This is a genomic window from Thermogemmatispora aurantia (genome assembly GCF_008974285.1).
GTDB lineage: Bacteria > Chloroflexota > Ktedonobacteria > Ktedonobacterales > Ktedonobacteraceae > Thermogemmatispora > Thermogemmatispora aurantia.
In genome coordinates, this window is the sequence record NZ_BKZV01000003.1 from 464,461 (window position 1) to 479,665 (window position 15,205).

Annotated in this window: 12 protein-coding genes; 5 read left to right on the plus strand and 7 right to left on the minus strand. The window is 61.6% G+C overall.

Annotated elements, in window-relative coordinates:
* Positions 1 to 152: 152 nt before the first annotated feature.
* The 4 genes from KTAU_RS11595 to KTAU_RS11610 all read left to right on the plus strand — a co-directional run bounded on the left by KTAU_RS11595 (position 153) and on the right by KTAU_RS11610 (position 6,193).
* The gene (locus KTAU_RS11595; protein WP_151728526.1) at positions 153 to 2,345 is read left to right on the plus strand and encodes an alpha-amylase family glycosyl hydrolase; all 2,193 of its coding nucleotides are present in this window, start codon (positions 153 to 155) and stop codon (positions 2,343 to 2,345) included.
* 693 nt (positions 2,346 to 3,038) lie between these two features.
* Positions 3,039 to 3,806, plus strand: coding sequence for a nucleotidyltransferase domain-containing protein (locus KTAU_RS11600; RefSeq protein ID WP_151728527.1), 768 nt, complete (start codon positions 3,039 to 3,041; stop codon positions 3,804 to 3,806).
* 147 nt (positions 3,807 to 3,953) lie between these two features.
* A complete protein-coding gene (locus KTAU_RS11605; protein ID WP_151728528.1) occupies positions 3,954 to 5,564 on the plus strand; it encodes a S53 family peptidase in 1,611 nt (536 codons plus the stop codon).
* A gap of 434 nt (positions 5,565 to 5,998) precedes the next feature.
* Positions 5,999 to 6,193, plus strand: coding sequence for a hypothetical protein (locus tag KTAU_RS11610; RefSeq protein ID WP_052889323.1), 195 nt, complete (start codon positions 5,999 to 6,001; stop codon positions 6,191 to 6,193).
* 148 nt (positions 6,194 to 6,341) lie between these two features.
* Here the strand turns inward: KTAU_RS11610 and KTAU_RS11615 are convergent, their stop codons facing one another.
* Positions 6,342 to 7,475, minus strand: a complete 1,134-nt coding sequence (locus KTAU_RS11615; protein ID WP_151728529.1) for a glutathione-independent formaldehyde dehydrogenase — start codon at positions 7,473 to 7,475, stop codon at positions 6,342 to 6,344.
* Between the two features lie 820 nt (positions 7,476 to 8,295).
* Here KTAU_RS11615 and KTAU_RS11620 point away from each other — a divergent pair.
* Positions 8,296 to 8,946, plus strand: coding sequence for an MFS transporter (locus KTAU_RS11620; RefSeq protein WP_170293234.1), 651 nt, complete (start codon positions 8,296 to 8,298; stop codon positions 8,944 to 8,946).
* Positions 8,947 to 9,016: 70 nt separating this feature from the next.
* Here the strand turns inward: KTAU_RS11620 and KTAU_RS11625 are convergent, their stop codons facing one another.
* The 6 genes from KTAU_RS11625 to KTAU_RS11650 form a co-directional block, all read right to left on the minus strand.
* The gene (locus KTAU_RS11625; RefSeq protein WP_151728531.1) at positions 9,017 to 9,832 is read right to left on the minus strand and encodes a FadR/GntR family transcriptional regulator; all 816 of its coding nucleotides are present in this window, start codon (positions 9,830 to 9,832) and stop codon (positions 9,017 to 9,019) included.
* Positions 9,833 to 9,836: 4 nt separating this feature from the next.
* Positions 9,837 to 10,919, minus strand: a complete 1,083-nt coding sequence (locus tag KTAU_RS11630) for an Ldh family oxidoreductase (protein ID WP_151728532.1) — start codon at positions 10,917 to 10,919, stop codon at positions 9,837 to 9,839.
* Between the two features lie 86 nt (positions 10,920 to 11,005).
* Positions 11,006 to 11,944: a hydroxyacid dehydrogenase gene (locus KTAU_RS11635; protein WP_228026419.1), complete on the minus strand. Its 939-nt coding sequence runs from the start codon at positions 11,942 to 11,944 to the stop codon at positions 11,006 to 11,008.
* A 33-nt stretch (positions 11,945 to 11,977) separates the two neighbouring features.
* Positions 11,978 to 13,426, minus strand: a complete 1,449-nt coding sequence (locus KTAU_RS11640) for an NAD-dependent succinate-semialdehyde dehydrogenase (protein WP_151728533.1) — start codon at positions 13,424 to 13,426, stop codon at positions 11,978 to 11,980.
* Positions 13,427 to 13,495: 69 nt separating this feature from the next.
* Positions 13,496 to 14,653 (minus strand): UxaA family hydrolase, encoded by a 1,158-nt coding sequence (locus tag KTAU_RS11645; RefSeq protein ID WP_151728534.1) that lies wholly within the window; start codon positions 14,651 to 14,653, stop codon positions 13,496 to 13,498.
* Positions 14,635 to 14,973 (minus strand): UxaA family hydrolase, encoded by a 339-nt coding sequence (locus tag KTAU_RS11650; protein WP_151728535.1) that lies wholly within the window; start codon positions 14,971 to 14,973, stop codon positions 14,635 to 14,637. Before KTAU_RS11650 ends, KTAU_RS11645 begins: the two co-directional genes overlap by 19 nt.
* Positions 14,974 to 15,205 lie beyond the last annotated feature (232 nt).

A 15,205-nucleotide genomic window follows, 5' to 3' on the forward strand; every position in this document is an offset into this window, starting at 1 on the left:
CTCTCCTGCTCTGCCACGGCAGAGACTGCCCGCCAGGGAGAAGCCAGGAGAGAAGACCCGGGACCTGCAGGTGGGCACTCCGCTGTCTGCCGTAGACTTGCTTCACACCGTGAAGTGTCCTTCAGCATTGAGATCGGATCTGGAGGTCTTTGATGGAACAAACTGGCCGTCAGCGCGCTCTTTTCTTCTCCCTTCTGCTGGTACTGGTGCTGCTCTGCTCAACATTCCTGAGCAGCGGACCGCTCCCGCGCCTTCTGCCGGTAGCTGTCCAGGCGCAAAGCACGCCAAATGTGGCCGTGAACACCGCCGACTTTAAGCCAGCGGTCATCTATCAGGTGATCCTCGACCGCTTCTTCGATGGCAATCCAGCGAATAACGATCCGGCGGGCGATACGGGCCTGTACGATAGTACGAAGACAAATTGGAAGCTCTACTGGGGCGGCGACCTGGCCGGCCTGACTCAGAAGATCCCCTACTTGGCCGGTATGGGTATCACGGCTATCTGGATCTCGCCGCCAGTGGATAATGTTCATTTGCCGGTTTATGAACCAGGATCATCGGCCCCCGAGGCCGGGTATCATGGCTATTGGGCCCGCGATTTCTATCGCATCGACCCCCATCTGGGCACCTGGAGCGATTTTGATAATCTGGTGGCGACCGCTCACAGTTATGGTATCAAGGTGATCATCGATTTCGCCCCTAATCATTCGAACCCCAACGATACCGGTGAATATGGCAGCCTCTACCAGAACGGCACCTTCGAGGCGGCCTACAATAACGATCCGAACGGCTGGTTCCATCATAACGGCGGCATCTCGGACTACAATAACCTTTACCAGGACGAGTACGACAATCTGGCAGACCTAGCCGATCTGGCCCAGGAGAACAGCAGCGTCGATAGCTATCTCAAGGGAGCAATGGCTCAGTTTCTCGCGCATGGCGTCGATGGGGTGCGCGTCGATGCGGTGAAGCATATGCCCGCTCCCGACGGCGGCTGGCTGCGTACGCTCAGCGATAGCGTGGAGGCTCAGGGACCACATTATATGGTCGGCGAGTGGTACTTGAGCAGCATCAGCGATCCAACCTATCCATACGCGCTGAAGTTCGCCAATCGCAGCGGCATCAATTTGCTGAATTTTCCTCTGACGACGGCGCTGCGCGATGTCTATGCTTCCGGCAATGGCGCCAGCGAGGTGGACAGCGTCCTCACTCAGGAGGAGAGTGGCTTTCTTTGGCTGAACGACCAGGCGATCTTCATCGATAACCATGACATACCGCGCTTCTTGACGCTCAACAACAGCTACGATCGCCTGCATGAGGCCCTGGCCGCCGTGCTGACGCTGCCCGGTATTCCGGTTATTTACTATGGGACCGAGCAGTATTTACACAATGATACCAATGGCGGCGGCGATCCCTATAACCGCCCCATGATGAGCAGCTTCAGTACGACGACGACGGCCTATAACGAGATCAAGGCCCTCTCGGCGCTGCGTCAGAGCAACCCGGCTCTGGCCTACGGTACTTATCAGCAGCGCTGGATCAATAGCGACGTGTTCATCTATGAGCGCCAGTTTTTCAATAATGTGGTGCTCGTGGCCATCAATAAAGGGTCTTCCAGCTATAGCATCTCCGGCCTCTACACGGCCTTGCCCAATGGCTCCTACAGCGACTATCTGGGCACGTTGCTTCACGGCGGCACGACCATCACGGTCACGAACGGTGCCGTTGGCACCTTTACCCTGGGCGCCAACCAGGTTTCGGTCTGGCAATATACGGCTCCTGAGAGCAGTACGCCAGAGATCGGCAGCGTCGGGCCGAATCTGAGCCGACCTGGCGATCAGGTGATTATCGACGGCCAGGGCTTTGGCAGCACCGTTGGCAGCGTCAAATTCGGTACGACGACTGCGACTGTGGATAGCTGGAGTCCGCACTCGATTACGGTCACGACGCCGAATGTGGCCAGCGGCCTCTACGGCGTTCAGGTCTGCACCTCTAGCTGCAGCAACGTCTACGAAACACGCGTCTCCAGTACCACGCAGGTGGCCGTGACCTTCACTGTTAATAATGCGCCTTCCACCAACTACGGAGATAATGTCTATCTGACCGGGCAATTCGACGAGCTGGGCAACTGGGGTACCACAACAACCACTGCCATCGGCCCGCTGAATGATCCGAACTATCCGAACTGGTTCGTAATGGCCAGTGTGCCTGCCTGTTGGACAGTCCAGTTCAAATTTATTATCATCCGCGCTGACGGCAGCGTTCAGTGGGAGAATGGTAGCAACCATAGTTATACCGCACCCTGCAGCGGCACCGGCGCCGTGACGGTGAACTGGCAGTATTGAGTTGAGCTCACCTGCAGCGAGGCCGCCCGCAACCAGGACGCAGCTGGGAGCACCCTCTTGGCCTTGCCCGTCTCAGGCAACCCTTCTCTCTACGGGAAAGAAAGGAGCCTTTCCAGGACATCTCTGGAAAGGCTCCTTTATCACTCTGTCAGTCGGGCCTCTTAACGCGCATGGACAGACCGCGGCGTGCTGCTCCCGCAGCTGGGACGCTAGCTTGATAGGCGTACTTTCCTTGACAAAGACTGCCCACAGTGCTATCTTAAGCAGGAGGGTCAAAAGTGGAAAGGAATCCATCCAGCGCTGTACCTGGAACTGCAAGCGCTGCCCTGCCTTTGCTTGCGATCCCCGATGCTTCCTGCGCCTCGCCTTTGCGAGGCAGCTTTGCCTGCCGCTCGGTCCGGCGGCACTTCCCTCCTCCGGCCCGCTAGAACAGCCTGCTACTCTAGCTACCCGCGTCCATGCCCTGCGCCAGGAGCAATGCGGCGGATCGGGTGCTCTGCCTGGCCCGGTTTCTCCGCCAGGCATGAGCGCGCGGCTGGCTAGCAGTCAGAAGAGCCTCAGCCCAAGAAGGAACGGATGAGAGAAAGATCGGGGCAGTCCGGCCTGCCAGAGCGGGAAGATCTGTATCGCCTCTCCTCCAGGTGCAGCAGAGAGCCTGAGCGCGATCACGATGCCGAATGGAAGGAGAAACAAATGCAGGATGAACAACTCGAACAGCTCAGGGCCACGCTAACACGGCAGCGTTATCCCTTGCTCTTCATCACGCTGAGCGGGTCGCATCTCTATGGTTTCTCTTCGCCTGACTCCGACTACGACCTGCGCGGCGCCCATATTCTGCCGCTGCGCGAGGTGATCGGGCTGCGCGAGGGAGAAGAGACCATAGAACAGCACCATAGCGAGAATGGACTGGAAGTTGACTTGGTGACGTACGATGTCCGCAAATGCTTGACGCTGCTGCTGGGCAAGAATGGAAACGTCCTGGAAGCCATTTACTCGCCGCTGGTGATTCACACTACGCCCGAGCACGAGGAGCTGAAGGCGCTGGCCATGCGCTGCGTTACACGCTACTACGCCTACCACTATCTGGGCTTCGCCCGCAACCGCCTGAAACAGGCCAGCCACAAACAGCCTCCGTCTATCAAGTCTGTGCTCCACACCTATCGCGTCATTTTGACTGGCCTGCACCTGGTGCGCACTGGAGAGCTGGAGGCGAATCTGAGGCGCCTCAACGAAGTGTTCAGGTTCTCATCTGTGGCGGACCTGATCGCGCGCAAAGAGGCCGGCGGAGAGAAGGCCCAGCTGGAGGAGGGCGCTGTCGCCCTTTACGAGGCGGAATGGAGGCGCCTGCTGAGCGATCTGGAGCAGTCTGTGGAGAGCAGCGTTCTGCCTGTTAAGCCAGATGCTCAGGCACAAGCGGGCCTGAACGATCTTCTGATCCGTCTGCGGCTGCAGACCGTGTAAGGGGAAGGAAGCATACTCTTCCTTCGGCTGAGAGACGCAGTGAAGTCACCATCTACGAAGAGGGGGTACGAGCGTCTTCTTTGCAGGAAGTTTAGCGCGTCCCCAGAAGGGGGAACGTTGCGATGAGAGGACGGAAGGAAAGAGACCATGCCCGAGATTCCTAAAGGATTCACACGACTGGCCGGCAGTGAGCGTCACCTCCCTGCTCAGGCCCGGCAGATCAGGCCGGCTGATCCCAACGAGCGCCTCGAGGTCAGCGTCTATCTCAGAGATCCCGCGGGGAGCGCCCTGGCCGATCAGTTAGAGCACCACTTCAGCCAGCCGGGCCAGCGCCTGAGCCGAGAGGAGTATCTGGCTCAGCATAGCGCCAGTCCCGAGGACATTGCCAGGGTGGAAGCCTTCGCCCGCGCCCATCAGCTGAGCGTGCTGGCGGTCGATCGCGCGGCCCGCCGGCTGGTATTGGCCGGCACAGTCAGCCAACTCTGTTCCGCCTTTGGCACCGAGCTGCATTATTACGAGTACGAGGGGCAGACGTTCCGCGGGCGCTCCGGTCCCCTGCACATCCCCCAAGAGCTTGAGCCGATTGTGGTCGGTGTCTTTGGACTGGACGATCGTCCCCAGGCCCGGCCCCATCTGCGCTTTGCCTCGCCTGTCGGAGCTAGCGCGCTGGTAGGAACCGCCACCGTTAGCTATACCCCGCTGCAGGTCGCCCAGCTCTATAACTTTCCGAGTGGCCTGACCGGCAGCGGCCAGTGTATTGCGCTGATCGAGCTGGGCGGAGGCTACAACAGCGAGGATCTGGCCACCTACTTCCAGCAGCTCGGTCTGAAGCCGCCGACAGTCGCCAGCGTCTCTGTCGATGGCGGAGAGAATAGCCCAACAGGTGACCCGAATAGCGCGGATGGCGAGGTCGCCCTCGATATCGAGATTGCCGGTGCCATCGCTCCCGCGGCCCGCATCGCTATCTACTTCGCGCCCAATACCGAGCGCGGCTTTCTGGATGCTATTAGCCAGGCCATCCACGATACTACTAATACGCCGTCGGTGATCTCCATTAGCTGGGGCGCCCCCGAGGAAAGCTGGACGCGCCAGGCGCTGACCACCATGAACGAGGCCTTTCAGGCCGCGGCCTCGCTGGGGATCACGATCTGTGTGGCAGCCGGCGATAACGGCTCAAGCGATGGGGTAAACGATCAGAAGGCCCATGTGGATTTCCCGGCCTCCAGCCCCTATGTGCTTGGCTGCGGCGGCACCCGCCTGGAGGCCCAGAACAGGCAGGTTGTCAGCGAAGTGGTCTGGAATGGGATCGCCAGCGGCGATGGCGCGACCGGCGGCGGCATCAGCGATGTGTTTCCGCTCCCCGCGTGGCAGGCGAACGCTCATGTTCCCCCGTCGATTAACGACCAGCACCAGGGACGGGGCGTACCCGATGTGGCCGGCAACGCAGACCCGCAGACGGGCTACCAGATCCTTGTCGATGGCCAGAGCACTTCCGTCGGCGGCACCAGCGCGGTGGCTCCGCTATGGGCCGGCTTGATTGCGCTGCTCAATCAGCGGCGCGGCCAGTCAGTTGGGTACCTGAACCCGTTCCTCTATCAGCATTACACTCAATTGCTGCAGCAAAAGGCGCTGCGCGACGTGACGAGCGGCAATAACGGCGGCTACAGCGCCGGTCCCGGTTGGGATGCCTGTACGGGCCTGGGCACGCCCGATGGCGCGCTGCTGCTGCAGGCCCTGCTGACTTCCTCATCTACCTAGCCCGCTCTATCACCATCGAGCGGGAGCCGCCGCACAGCCAAGCAGGTAAAGCTTTTCCGACGCGGCGGCTCCCGACGCTGACCGGGCCGCGCCGTCCAGCGCCCGGCGGCTGGTCTCGGGCGCTCGTGCAGCGGTGGCAGGTCCAGAGGAAGAGGAAGCTGCGCCATGCCTGGCATCGGCGCCAGTCGTCAGAGCGGAGTCTGTTGCTGTCTGGGGCCACCCCCTCCCATCGCTGTTGAGCCTGCCAGGGTTTCTTTTTCAGCCTGGGTCTGCTATACTCTCACAAATAGCTATCTGCCGAGCGGCAACGCCGAGCCAGCGCTGCCGCGACGCCAAAGAGCGGCCCGCAGACAACTGGGGCCGCTTTCGTCCAGATGGCAACCAATAGGCAAAACACAAGAGAAGCGGCCTGCTTCTCTGGAAAGCACAATCGTATGGTGATCTGGGAACGTCATCTTTGTCCCGATTGCAGCTTGATATGGGAGCGCAATCTAGACGGCGCCTGGCGCTATACGGCGCTCATCGCCGTGCCCCTGCCTGCCGAGCGGCGCTGTCCGCTCTGCGCCAGCCACCTGCAGATCCGCTGGGTGCGTCCCCTGCCTGTGCTGCCAGAAACGGATAACGGCTAAGGCCAGCCCTGGCTCCTCTCAGCCCCGCTGGTTCTCTGCATTGACCTTGATACCAGGGAGAGTAGAACAGAGGAGGGTAGGCAAGAGCTTCGTTCTCGCTCTCACCACCCTCCTCGCGTGTGGTTTTTTGCTGTCTTTGCCGCCTCGCTCAGGGCTTGAGCACGACCTTGGTATAGCCCTCGACGCGCTTATCAAATTTTTCATAGGCTGTGGGGGCGTTGTCTAAGGGCACATGATGCGAGACAATGAAACTGGGCTTGGCTCGTCCTGCAATGATCAGATCGCGCAGATAACGATTGTAGCGCTTGACATTACACTGCCCTGTAGCCAGGCGCAGGCCCTTCTCAAAGAGCTTGCCAAAGGAGATGAGCAGGCGTCCCTCTCTGGCGTGCGGATCAACTCCACCCGGATCGGCTGGCACGTAGAGGCCAGGAATGCCCAGAATCCCGGTAGGATTGACGATCTGAATAAGCGCCTCCAGTACTGCAGAAGGAGCTTCTTTGTCCTGACCGGGTTGGATGGCCTGATAGCCGACGGCATCGATGCCCTTGTCAACGCCATCGCCTCCCCGCATCTGACGGATCTGCTCGACCGGGTCCCCCTTGCTGAAGTCGATTGGAATGGCCCCGATCTCCTCGATCTTCTTCAGGCGCTCCGGCACGCGGTCGACGACATAGACCTCGGAGGCGCCCCGCAGCAGGCAGCTATAGGCGGCCATCGCCCCCACCGGACCAGCCCCGAAGATCACCACGGTCTCCCCGGGTGAGACCTGCGCCAGCTCGGCACCGTGATAGCCCGTGGGGAAGATATCCGCCAGCAAGACAAAGTCATCTTCGTGCTCGTCGCCAGGCGGTAGCTTGAGCGCATTGAAGTCCGCATAGGGTACCCGCAAATATTCTGCCTGCCCGCCCGGATAGGGCCCCATCGCCACATAGCCATAGGCACCGCCGGCAAAGCCAGGATTGACGGTCAGGCAGAAGCCGGTAAAGCCGCGCTCGCAGTTCTTGCAGAAGCCACAAGCGACGTTGAAGGGCATCACTACGCGATCCCCCTTTTTGAGCGTCGTGACCGCCGAGCCGACTTCTTCAACGATGCCCAGGTTCTCGTGACCGAAGATGAGGCCCGGCGGCGCCGCGGTGCGCCCCTCGTACATGTGTAAGTCAGAGCCGCAGATGCAGGTCGAGGTAATGCGGACAATCACGTCGTTGGGATGCTGAATTTTGGGATCAGGGACCTCCTCGACCGCTACTTTAAAAGGTTCTTTGTAGACGACGGCTTTCATCTCTAGCGTCCTTTCTCTCGTCAACGCGACGTCAGCCTGGCCCCCGCACTGGCCAGGCACGACACTACAACACCGTAGTACAGGCAAAACAACGCCGTTTGTCAGACTGAGCCAGCTCCTGACAACGTCTTCTTGCGACCAGAACGATAGGCGCTGCAGATTGCTCAGCCGCACTCCATTCTTGAGAGGCCCCTACCACGCTTCAGAAAGAAACTCATCAAAAGTCGATCTTCACAACTATATGGTATATAATTCATAAATCAAAGTCAATGATAATAAACCCAACAATCTCAAGACAAAAAAGTACATCCATAATCTAGACAGATACAGCAGGCACAGCCAGCAGAGAATCGCCCGCCTTGACAGAAAGCTTGGGAGAGAGAGAACCGGGCCAAGCAGGCCAGCAACGATGAGCCTTTCCAAGTTGAGCATTGTCGACCCATTGTCATGCTTTCCAGTCCCATTGCTCGAGCGACGCCCTGTCTGCCACGAGCCAGTAGCTTGCTTGATTTGCTCCTGTTGGCCCCCTTATTATCTGGCTCTATCTGTGATGATTGGCTGATCTCCGCTACTCTTTCCTCAGTCTCTCCTCTGGCTACTGGAGCTGGATAGTCCGCCTGGGCCTGTCCACAGCTTCCGCCCGCGCTCAGAGCCGGACTCCGGCCTGCCCCGTCCGGAGGGAACAGCTAGCTGTACTATACGAAAATCTTCCTTTGTTGGCTGCCGACAGAGAGAAGAACAGCTAAAGGCAGCGCCTGGAGGGTCGCGCTTCCTGAGCCGTAATCAGGGATGACATCGATGCGCCATGAAGGAGAGTAATATGCAGTTGCTGTATCACATGACGGCTGCGGTCAAGCAAGCATTGGCACCGTTCCGTTCCAGAGACTTCAGCTTGCTGTGGTTGGGAGAAACTATCTCGGCCTGCGGTGACTACTGCTATAGCATCGCCCTGGTCTGGCTGGTGACCAGCCTGACCGGCTCCAGCCTGGTCGTTGGCTCGCTGCTAGCGGCCAATTACCTTCCCACTATCCTGCTGCTGCTCATTGGCGGCGTCTGGGCTGGCCGCTCTCCCAAACTTATGCTCTTGTGGCCCGACCTGCTCCAGAGTGTGCTTGTCTTCGTGCTCGCTCTGGCGGTCACGCTGGCCATGATCTCTCTGCCTCTCGTGATCGCCTTCTCTATCGCCTTCGGTCTGGCGACAGCCTTCGCCGGACCATCACAGCTCGTTCTCTGGAATGCCCAGCTCACAGCGGAGGACTATCATGCAGGCACTGCCCTGCAGCAACTGAGCCAGCAGAGCCAGCAGTTGGCTCGCCTGCTCGGCCCGGCCCTCGGCGGCTTCCTGATCGCTCGCTGGAGCGTACCAGCCGCCCTTTCTCTTCGACACGGCGACTTTTGGCATCGCTCTGCTCGCCACCTTTGGGGATGGCTTCCCGCACCGCAACCCACCTCTTTAGCCCAATCCCCCTAGCCGCTGCTCATTGTTGCCCCAAGAAGGAGCGGTATCACCATTAAACCGGCCTCGCGCCTCGCGTTTTTTCCTAGTTGCTGTCTCCTTCGCCCTCTGTCAGGTCGGACTGCCCTTCACTCTGGGCTGCAGGCCGCTTGTCTACGTCGCTCTTCACCTCCAGACTGCGGACGATGGCCTGCTCAACATCGTCGAGATGAGCGATCATAGAGGCACGGGCTGCCTGCGGATCATGGGCGGCGATTGCCTCCACGATGGCCGCATGCTGTTCGAGCGAGCGTCTGATACGCTCTGGTAAGACCAGACTGCGACTGCGCGCCGTCGCCAGCTCATCAAGCAGGGATGCCATGAGCAAGACCAGCAGGCGATTGGCCGTACTGGCGGCAATCAAGGCGTGGAGTTGCCCATCCAGCTCGCTGATGAGCGCGCGATCGACCTCCGCAGCCGTGCGCAGAGCGCGATCTCTGGCGAGGACGGCCTGCATCTCAGCAATCTGCTCCGGCTGCGCCCGTTGGGCCGCCCACTCCGCCGCGGCCCCCTCCAACACCCGGCGGATCTCGAAGAGCTGGCGGATGCGCGCCACACTCTCCTCTTCCGTCTCGCGAGCCTCCAGCGCCAGCGACAGGCGCTGCGCCGTGGCCTGCAGCGATCCCCCAACCACAAAGACCCCGCGGCCATGCCGCGCCTCCACCAGGCCGAGTGCCGCCAGCGTATGCAGCGCCTCCCGCAGCGCCGTGCGGCTCACCCGCAACTGGGCAGCCAGCTCCCGCTCAGGCGGCAGACGCTCGCCGGGCGTCAGCACACCCTGCTCGACCAGGTCACGAATATAGGAAACGATGCGCCCCTCCAGGCTGCGATGATCATCCTGTACCGGTTGAAAGACACCCATTGCTCTACGGTGCTCTCCATACAAGCGGCCTGACGCCAAGCTCCGCACCCAGCGCGTCCAGCTCGGCGCGTGTCGCCGGATCAAGGGGGATGCCCTGAGCCAGGCGCTGGGTCCGCGTCGTCGCCCGTCGTGCCCCGGGGATACGAATCTGCCCACCGGGCGCAGCAGGCTCTTGCCGGATCGCCTCCAGGAGCGCCCCCAGGCGCTGCTGATAGACCTCCAGCGGCATCAGCGCTGGTAGAGAGAACGCCAGGCACCAGAGGCCCGCATCGGTCGGCCCCGTCCAGTCCTGATACGGCGAACGCAGCTGCGGCCCCCAGCTTGATCCAGAGACGATTGCCGAGAGAATCTCGATCATGAGCGCAAGCGCGTAGCCCTTGGGGCCGGCCATAGGCAAGACGGCCCCCGCGAGAGCGGCCTGCGCGTCAGTCGTCGGACGTCCCTCGGCATCAACAGCCCACCCCTCGGGGATCGAGCGCCCCTCACGGGCAGCCATGATAATATTACCACGCGCCACAACGGTCGTCGCCATATCGACCACCACCGGCGGCCCGCCGGGCGCCGCGCCGGGCGCGGCAAAGGCCAGCGGGTTGGTGCCGAGAAAAGCCCGGCGCCCACCCCAGGGCGGCATGGCCGGCGGCGTATTGCAGACCATCAGCGCCACACAGCCAGCCTCAGTCGCGCGCTCAACATAGGCCGAGAGCGCTGCTGCATGATTGGTATGGGCCACAGCCACCATGCCGCTACCCTGGCTGCGGGCCAGACGCACGGCCTCGTCCATCGCCGCCACGGCAGCCACCGGGCCGAGTGCGTTATCCGCATCGAGCAGGGCCACCGCCGGCGCCGGATGACTCCAGCGCAACCGGGGACGGGCGGCAGCCAGACCAGCGCGGACCCGCCGCGCATAGAGGGCCAAGCGCGAAACCCCATGTGTATCAATTCCCTCTAGATTGGCCGTCACCAGCGCCCAGGCCACCGTGCGAGCATCGGCAGCCGGTAGTCCGACGGCCTCCATGACAGCGGTGGCAAACCGCTCCAGTTCCGCGGCCTCTACCAAAGCCGGCGCCACGCCAGCCGCATCTGTCATCGTTTTTCTCCCCCTTTCGCGACAGAAACTTCCCCCTTAGCGGAGAGACCACCTCTCAGGCGAATCGCAGCCATGTTCTCGCCTGCTTATCCGACTGAGAGGCCGGCTAAGCGCTGCAGGACCTCCGTCACTACCAGGCGCGAGGTCCGTTCCTGGGCCTCCGCCGTTAGACCAGCGATATGTGGCGTGAGAAGCACAGAAGGACAGGAGCGCAAAGGACTCTCCGCCGGCAGCGGCTCCTCCTCAGTGACATCCAGCACGGCATAACGTAGCCGTCCCGCGGCGAGCGCCTCGACCAGCGCGTTTTCATCGACAATGCCACCGCGTGCCGTATTGATCAAGACGGCCTGGGAGCGCATCTGAGCCAGCCGAGAGGCATCAAGCAGATGATAGGTCTCCGGCGAGAGAGGCACATGCACGCTCACTACATCGGCCTGCGCCAGTACCTCGGCGAGCGGGAGCAGACGAATCCTTAGCTCCGCCGGTGCATAGTCGTAGGGACCGATAAAGGGATCATAGCCGATCACGCTCATCCCAAAGGCCAGGGCGCGCCTGGCCACCCGCCTCCCAATCTCCCCTACACCAACCAGGCCCAGGGTACGCCCCCATAGCTCTGTTCCCCCGAGCTGCTCCCGCTCCCACTTGCCGGCCCGCACACTGGCATCCGCTGCCGCCAGGTTGCGCGTCACATGCAACATGGCCGCCATGACATACTCGGCGACAGCGATGGCGTTGGCCTGGCGCGCCGTCACCAGCTCGATCCCGCGAGATCGCAGTGCCTCCAGGTCGATGTTATCGAGTCCCACACCCAGGCGCCCAACCACTCGCAGGCGCGGCGCCGCCTCTATGAGCGAGGCCGTGACCCGCGTCTGATTGCGCACAATGAGCGCCTCAGCTTCGGCCACGAGCTCCCGCAGACGCTCAGGATCTCGCCAGAGGATGGGATCAAAGCAAATCGTGTGGCCGGAGGCCTCAAGCAATTCCGGGCCGGGCGAGGCCAGCCATTCGCTGACAACAATCAACACTGCGCATCCTCCTTCGGGGCTGCCCGAAGATGGTCACCACTCACAGCTGAGATATTTGACCTCTTGAAACTCATCGAGACCCTCGTATGAGCCTTCGCGCCCCAGGCCGCTCTGCTTCACGCCGCCCATTGGGGCATAGGCTACCGAGGGCAGGGGCGAGTTCAAGCCGATGATGCCAGCTTCCAGGGCTTCCGCCACACGCCAGGATCGCGCAAGCTGGCGCGTGTAGAAATAGGCTGCTAAGCCCATCTCTCCAGCATTTGCCCGCGCAATGACCTCCTCTTCCGTTTCGAACGGGAAAACGAGCGCCACAGGACCAAAGATCTCCTCCTGGGCAAGCGCGCTCCCAACAGGAAGATCAACCAGGAGCACCGGCGCGACGAAGGTTCCCTGGGCAGGAACCGTCACCGCTTCGGTGACAACGCGGGCCCCCTGCGCCTGAGCCTCCTCCACCAGCCTGGTGAGAGCCTGCTGGCGCTGCTCATCGATCACTGGACCGAGATCAGGTATCGGCTCTTGAACGGGATTGCCGGCACGCATGGCGTTGATGCGGGCCGCGAAGCGCTCGACAAACTTGGCGAAGATGGGGGCCTCTACGTAGAAGCGATTGGCCGCGATACACGATTGCCCATTGTTGCGGAACTTGGCGAGCATGGCCCCCTCGACTGCGCGCTCCAGATCGGCATCGGCAAAGACGATAAAGGGCGCGTTGCCTCCCAGCTCCAGCAGAGGACGAACTACCCGCTCCGCCGCCTGACGCATAATCTGGCGCCCAACCTCGGTCGAGCCGGTGAAGCTGACGACACGTACAGCAGGATGCTGCAACAAGGTCTCCGTGATCTCCGCCGCTGGCCCGTGAACCAGATTGGCCACTCCAGGCGGCAGACCCGCCTCGTGCAGGCAGCGGAAGAGTTCGATCACGGCCAGCGGCGCTTTCTCCGAGGGACGCGAGACGATGGTGCAGCCGGCAGCCAGGGCAGCAGCGATCTTGCGCGCCTGAATCGAGACCGGGAAGTTCCAGGGCGTTAAGCAGAGCGCCACCCCACAGGGCTGCCGCAGGGTGAGCTGCCGCCGCTGAGCGCTCTCAGAGCGCAACAGATCACCAGCCGGACGCCGTACCTGCTCGGCGAACCAGCGCAGATATTCCACCGCAAAGCGTACCTCTGCCACGGCCTCGGGCAAGCGCTTGCCCGATTCCAGGGCCAGCAGGTAGCCGATGCGTTCGGCCCGCTCTTGCAGCAAGAGACTGGCCCGCAAGAGGAGATCGGCCCGCGCCCGTGCCGGCAGGCCCGCCCAGGCCGGAAAAGCATCCTGCGCAGCGGCGGCTGCCGCCAGCGCCTCGGCTCGACCGCCATAGCCAATAGCTGCCACCAGCGAGCCATCGGCAGGATTGCGGACCTCCCGCTGGCTGCCCTCAGCGGGAGGGCACCACTCGCCAGCGATATAGAGGGAGGCAGTCGATGAAAGATCGTGATCAGCCATAGCGATGCCTTATCCTTCTATGGTAGCTAGCTGCTCCCTGCAGCAGGGTTTTTCCCTTGATCCAGGCACTCAGGCGCTGCGGTAGAGTTTCGTCAAGACAAATTCACGATGGCCCAGGGCCTCAGCGCAGGTCAGACGGCCATTGATCGTGCGATCAATGAGGGCCATCAGATGGTCCCCCGCCTCACGCAGGCCATACTCGCGCCGGAGCAGCCCCGAGACGTCGAGATCAATGTGCTCGGCCATCGTCTCCGCCGTCAAGGGATTGGCTGTAATCTTAATCACGGGCACAACCGGATGACCAACAATATTGCCCTGACCCGTGGGGAACAAATGTAAGACGGCGCCCGCCGCTCCCATCAGGGTGATGAACTCAGCAGCCGCCGAAGAAGAGTCCATGAAATTGAGGCCGCGCCTGGTCGGGGCCTGGGCCGGCTCCAGGGCATCCACTACTGGCACGGTGCCGGTTTTGGCAATATTGCCGAGGGCCTTCTCTTCGATGGTGCTCAGGCCGCCGCGGATGTTGCCCTGCGTCGGCTGCGATCCCAGCAGGTTGGCACCACTGGCCTCGATCTCGCGAATGTAGTCTTCATACATGGCCTGGAAGCGGGCCCGCACCGCCTCGTCGATGCAGCGCTGGGCAATCAGATGTTCCCCACCCGTCAATTCCGAAGTCTCACCAAAGATCACAGTGCCCCCTGCCTGGACATGGCGATCGACGACCTGGGCCACCGTCGGACAGGAGGCCAGTCCGGTAGTGGTGTCGGACTCGCCACACTTGATGCTGATGACCACTTCTTCGCGCGCCAGCGGCTCCCGGCGCAGCTCTGAGGCGTCCTGCAGCATGAGCTGCGCCACGCGAGCCGCCTTCTCCAGGGTCTTCAGGTCGCCAAAACGCTCGATGGAGAAGCCTTCAACCGGCTTGCCGCTGGGAGCGATGCCTTCAACAATGCGCTGGGTCCAGTTCGGCTCGATCCCAATGACAACTACCGCCGCGACGTTCGGGTTGGCCCCGGTCCCCGCCAGGGTGCGAAAGGTCAGCTCCAGGTCGGCACCGTACTGCAGCCGCCCATAGGCATGGGGCAGGGCCAGCGTTCCGGGTACCGTGCGCGCCACGGCCTCACAGACGGCATTGGAGAGGTCGTCAACGGGCAAAATAACGACGTGGTTACGAATGCCTACACGACCGTCAGGACGACGGTAGCCGCTTAAATGCTGTTCTGCCATCGCATGCTCCTGATGTTGTGAGTGTGGACATGCTGCCCGGCCTGAATAGGTCGGCGCGCCTGCCCGATCGGCAAACCATATTCGATCACCGCCTGCCCCTCGTTCAGGTCGCAGAGGGCTACTTTGTGCCCCAGAGGGATGGCTTCCAAAACGCTGATGGTGACCTCGCGCTCGCTGTCCATGTAGACAGCAAGATGGCGACCCGGCTGCACATCTTGAACAGCGACGGCAACATGGTCGCCTTCGTTGTGAATAAGAAAACCAGGCGCCGCCGACGCGCCGCGTCGCTCTTCCAGGGCCTGGCTGTCAGCCTGGCTCATGCTAACGCTCCCCGCTTGTTGTTCTCTTCTTCAGAAGGGATTGACGGCTTCTGAGGCCGCCAGACTTTCCTGGGTTCCTCTCTTTACCTCCTCAATTCGAGAGGTAGGAGGTATGACCACACGATGAGGAGTATAGTTGTCGCCGAGAGGGTTGTCAAGGGTTGTGTCCCTCGCGCCACTGATCATCCGCATCGGCGAGTACCGCCTCTCCACTCCCAGCTGGGTCTGGGTG

What these genes read in the sequence shown, in the direction of transcription:
- KTAU_RS11630 (WP_151728532.1), bottom strand. Translation starts at nt 10,919, where the DNA reads ATGACAGATGCGGCTGGCGTGGCGCCGGCTTTGGTAGAGGCCGCGGAA.
- KTAU_RS11640 (WP_151728533.1), bottom strand. Translation starts at nt 13,426, where the DNA reads ATGGCTGATCACGATCTTTCATCGACTGCCTCCCTCTATATCGCTGGC.
- KTAU_RS11610 (WP_052889323.1), top strand. Translation starts at nt 5,999, where the DNA reads ATGGTGATCTGGGAACGTCATCTTTGTCCCGATTGCAGCTTGATATGG.
- KTAU_RS11595 (WP_151728526.1), top strand. Translation starts at nt 153, where the DNA reads ATGGAACAAACTGGCCGTCAGCGCGCTCTTTTCTTCTCCCTTCTGCTG.
- KTAU_RS11620 (WP_170293234.1), top strand. Translation starts at nt 8,296, where the DNA reads ATGCAGTTGCTGTATCACATGACGGCTGCGGTCAAGCAAGCATTGGCA.
- KTAU_RS11645 (WP_151728534.1), bottom strand. Translation starts at nt 14,653, where the DNA reads ATGGCAGAACAGCATTTAAGCGGCTACCGTCGTCCTGACGGTCGTGTA.
- KTAU_RS11615 (WP_151728529.1), bottom strand. Translation starts at nt 7,475, where the DNA reads ATGAAAGCCGTCGTCTACAAAGAACCTTTTAAAGTAGCGGTCGAGGAG.
- KTAU_RS11605 (WP_151728528.1), top strand. Translation starts at nt 3,954, where the DNA reads ATGCCCGAGATTCCTAAAGGATTCACACGACTGGCCGGCAGTGAGCGT.
- KTAU_RS11600 (WP_151728527.1), top strand. Translation starts at nt 3,039, where the DNA reads ATGCAGGATGAACAACTCGAACAGCTCAGGGCCACGCTAACACGGCAG.
- KTAU_RS11650 (WP_151728535.1), bottom strand. Translation starts at nt 14,973, where the DNA reads ATGAGCCAGGCTGACAGCCAGGCCCTGGAAGAGCGACGCGGCGCGTCG.
- KTAU_RS11625 (WP_151728531.1), bottom strand. Translation starts at nt 9,832, where the DNA reads ATGGGTGTCTTTCAACCGGTACAGGATGATCATCGCAGCCTGGAGGGG.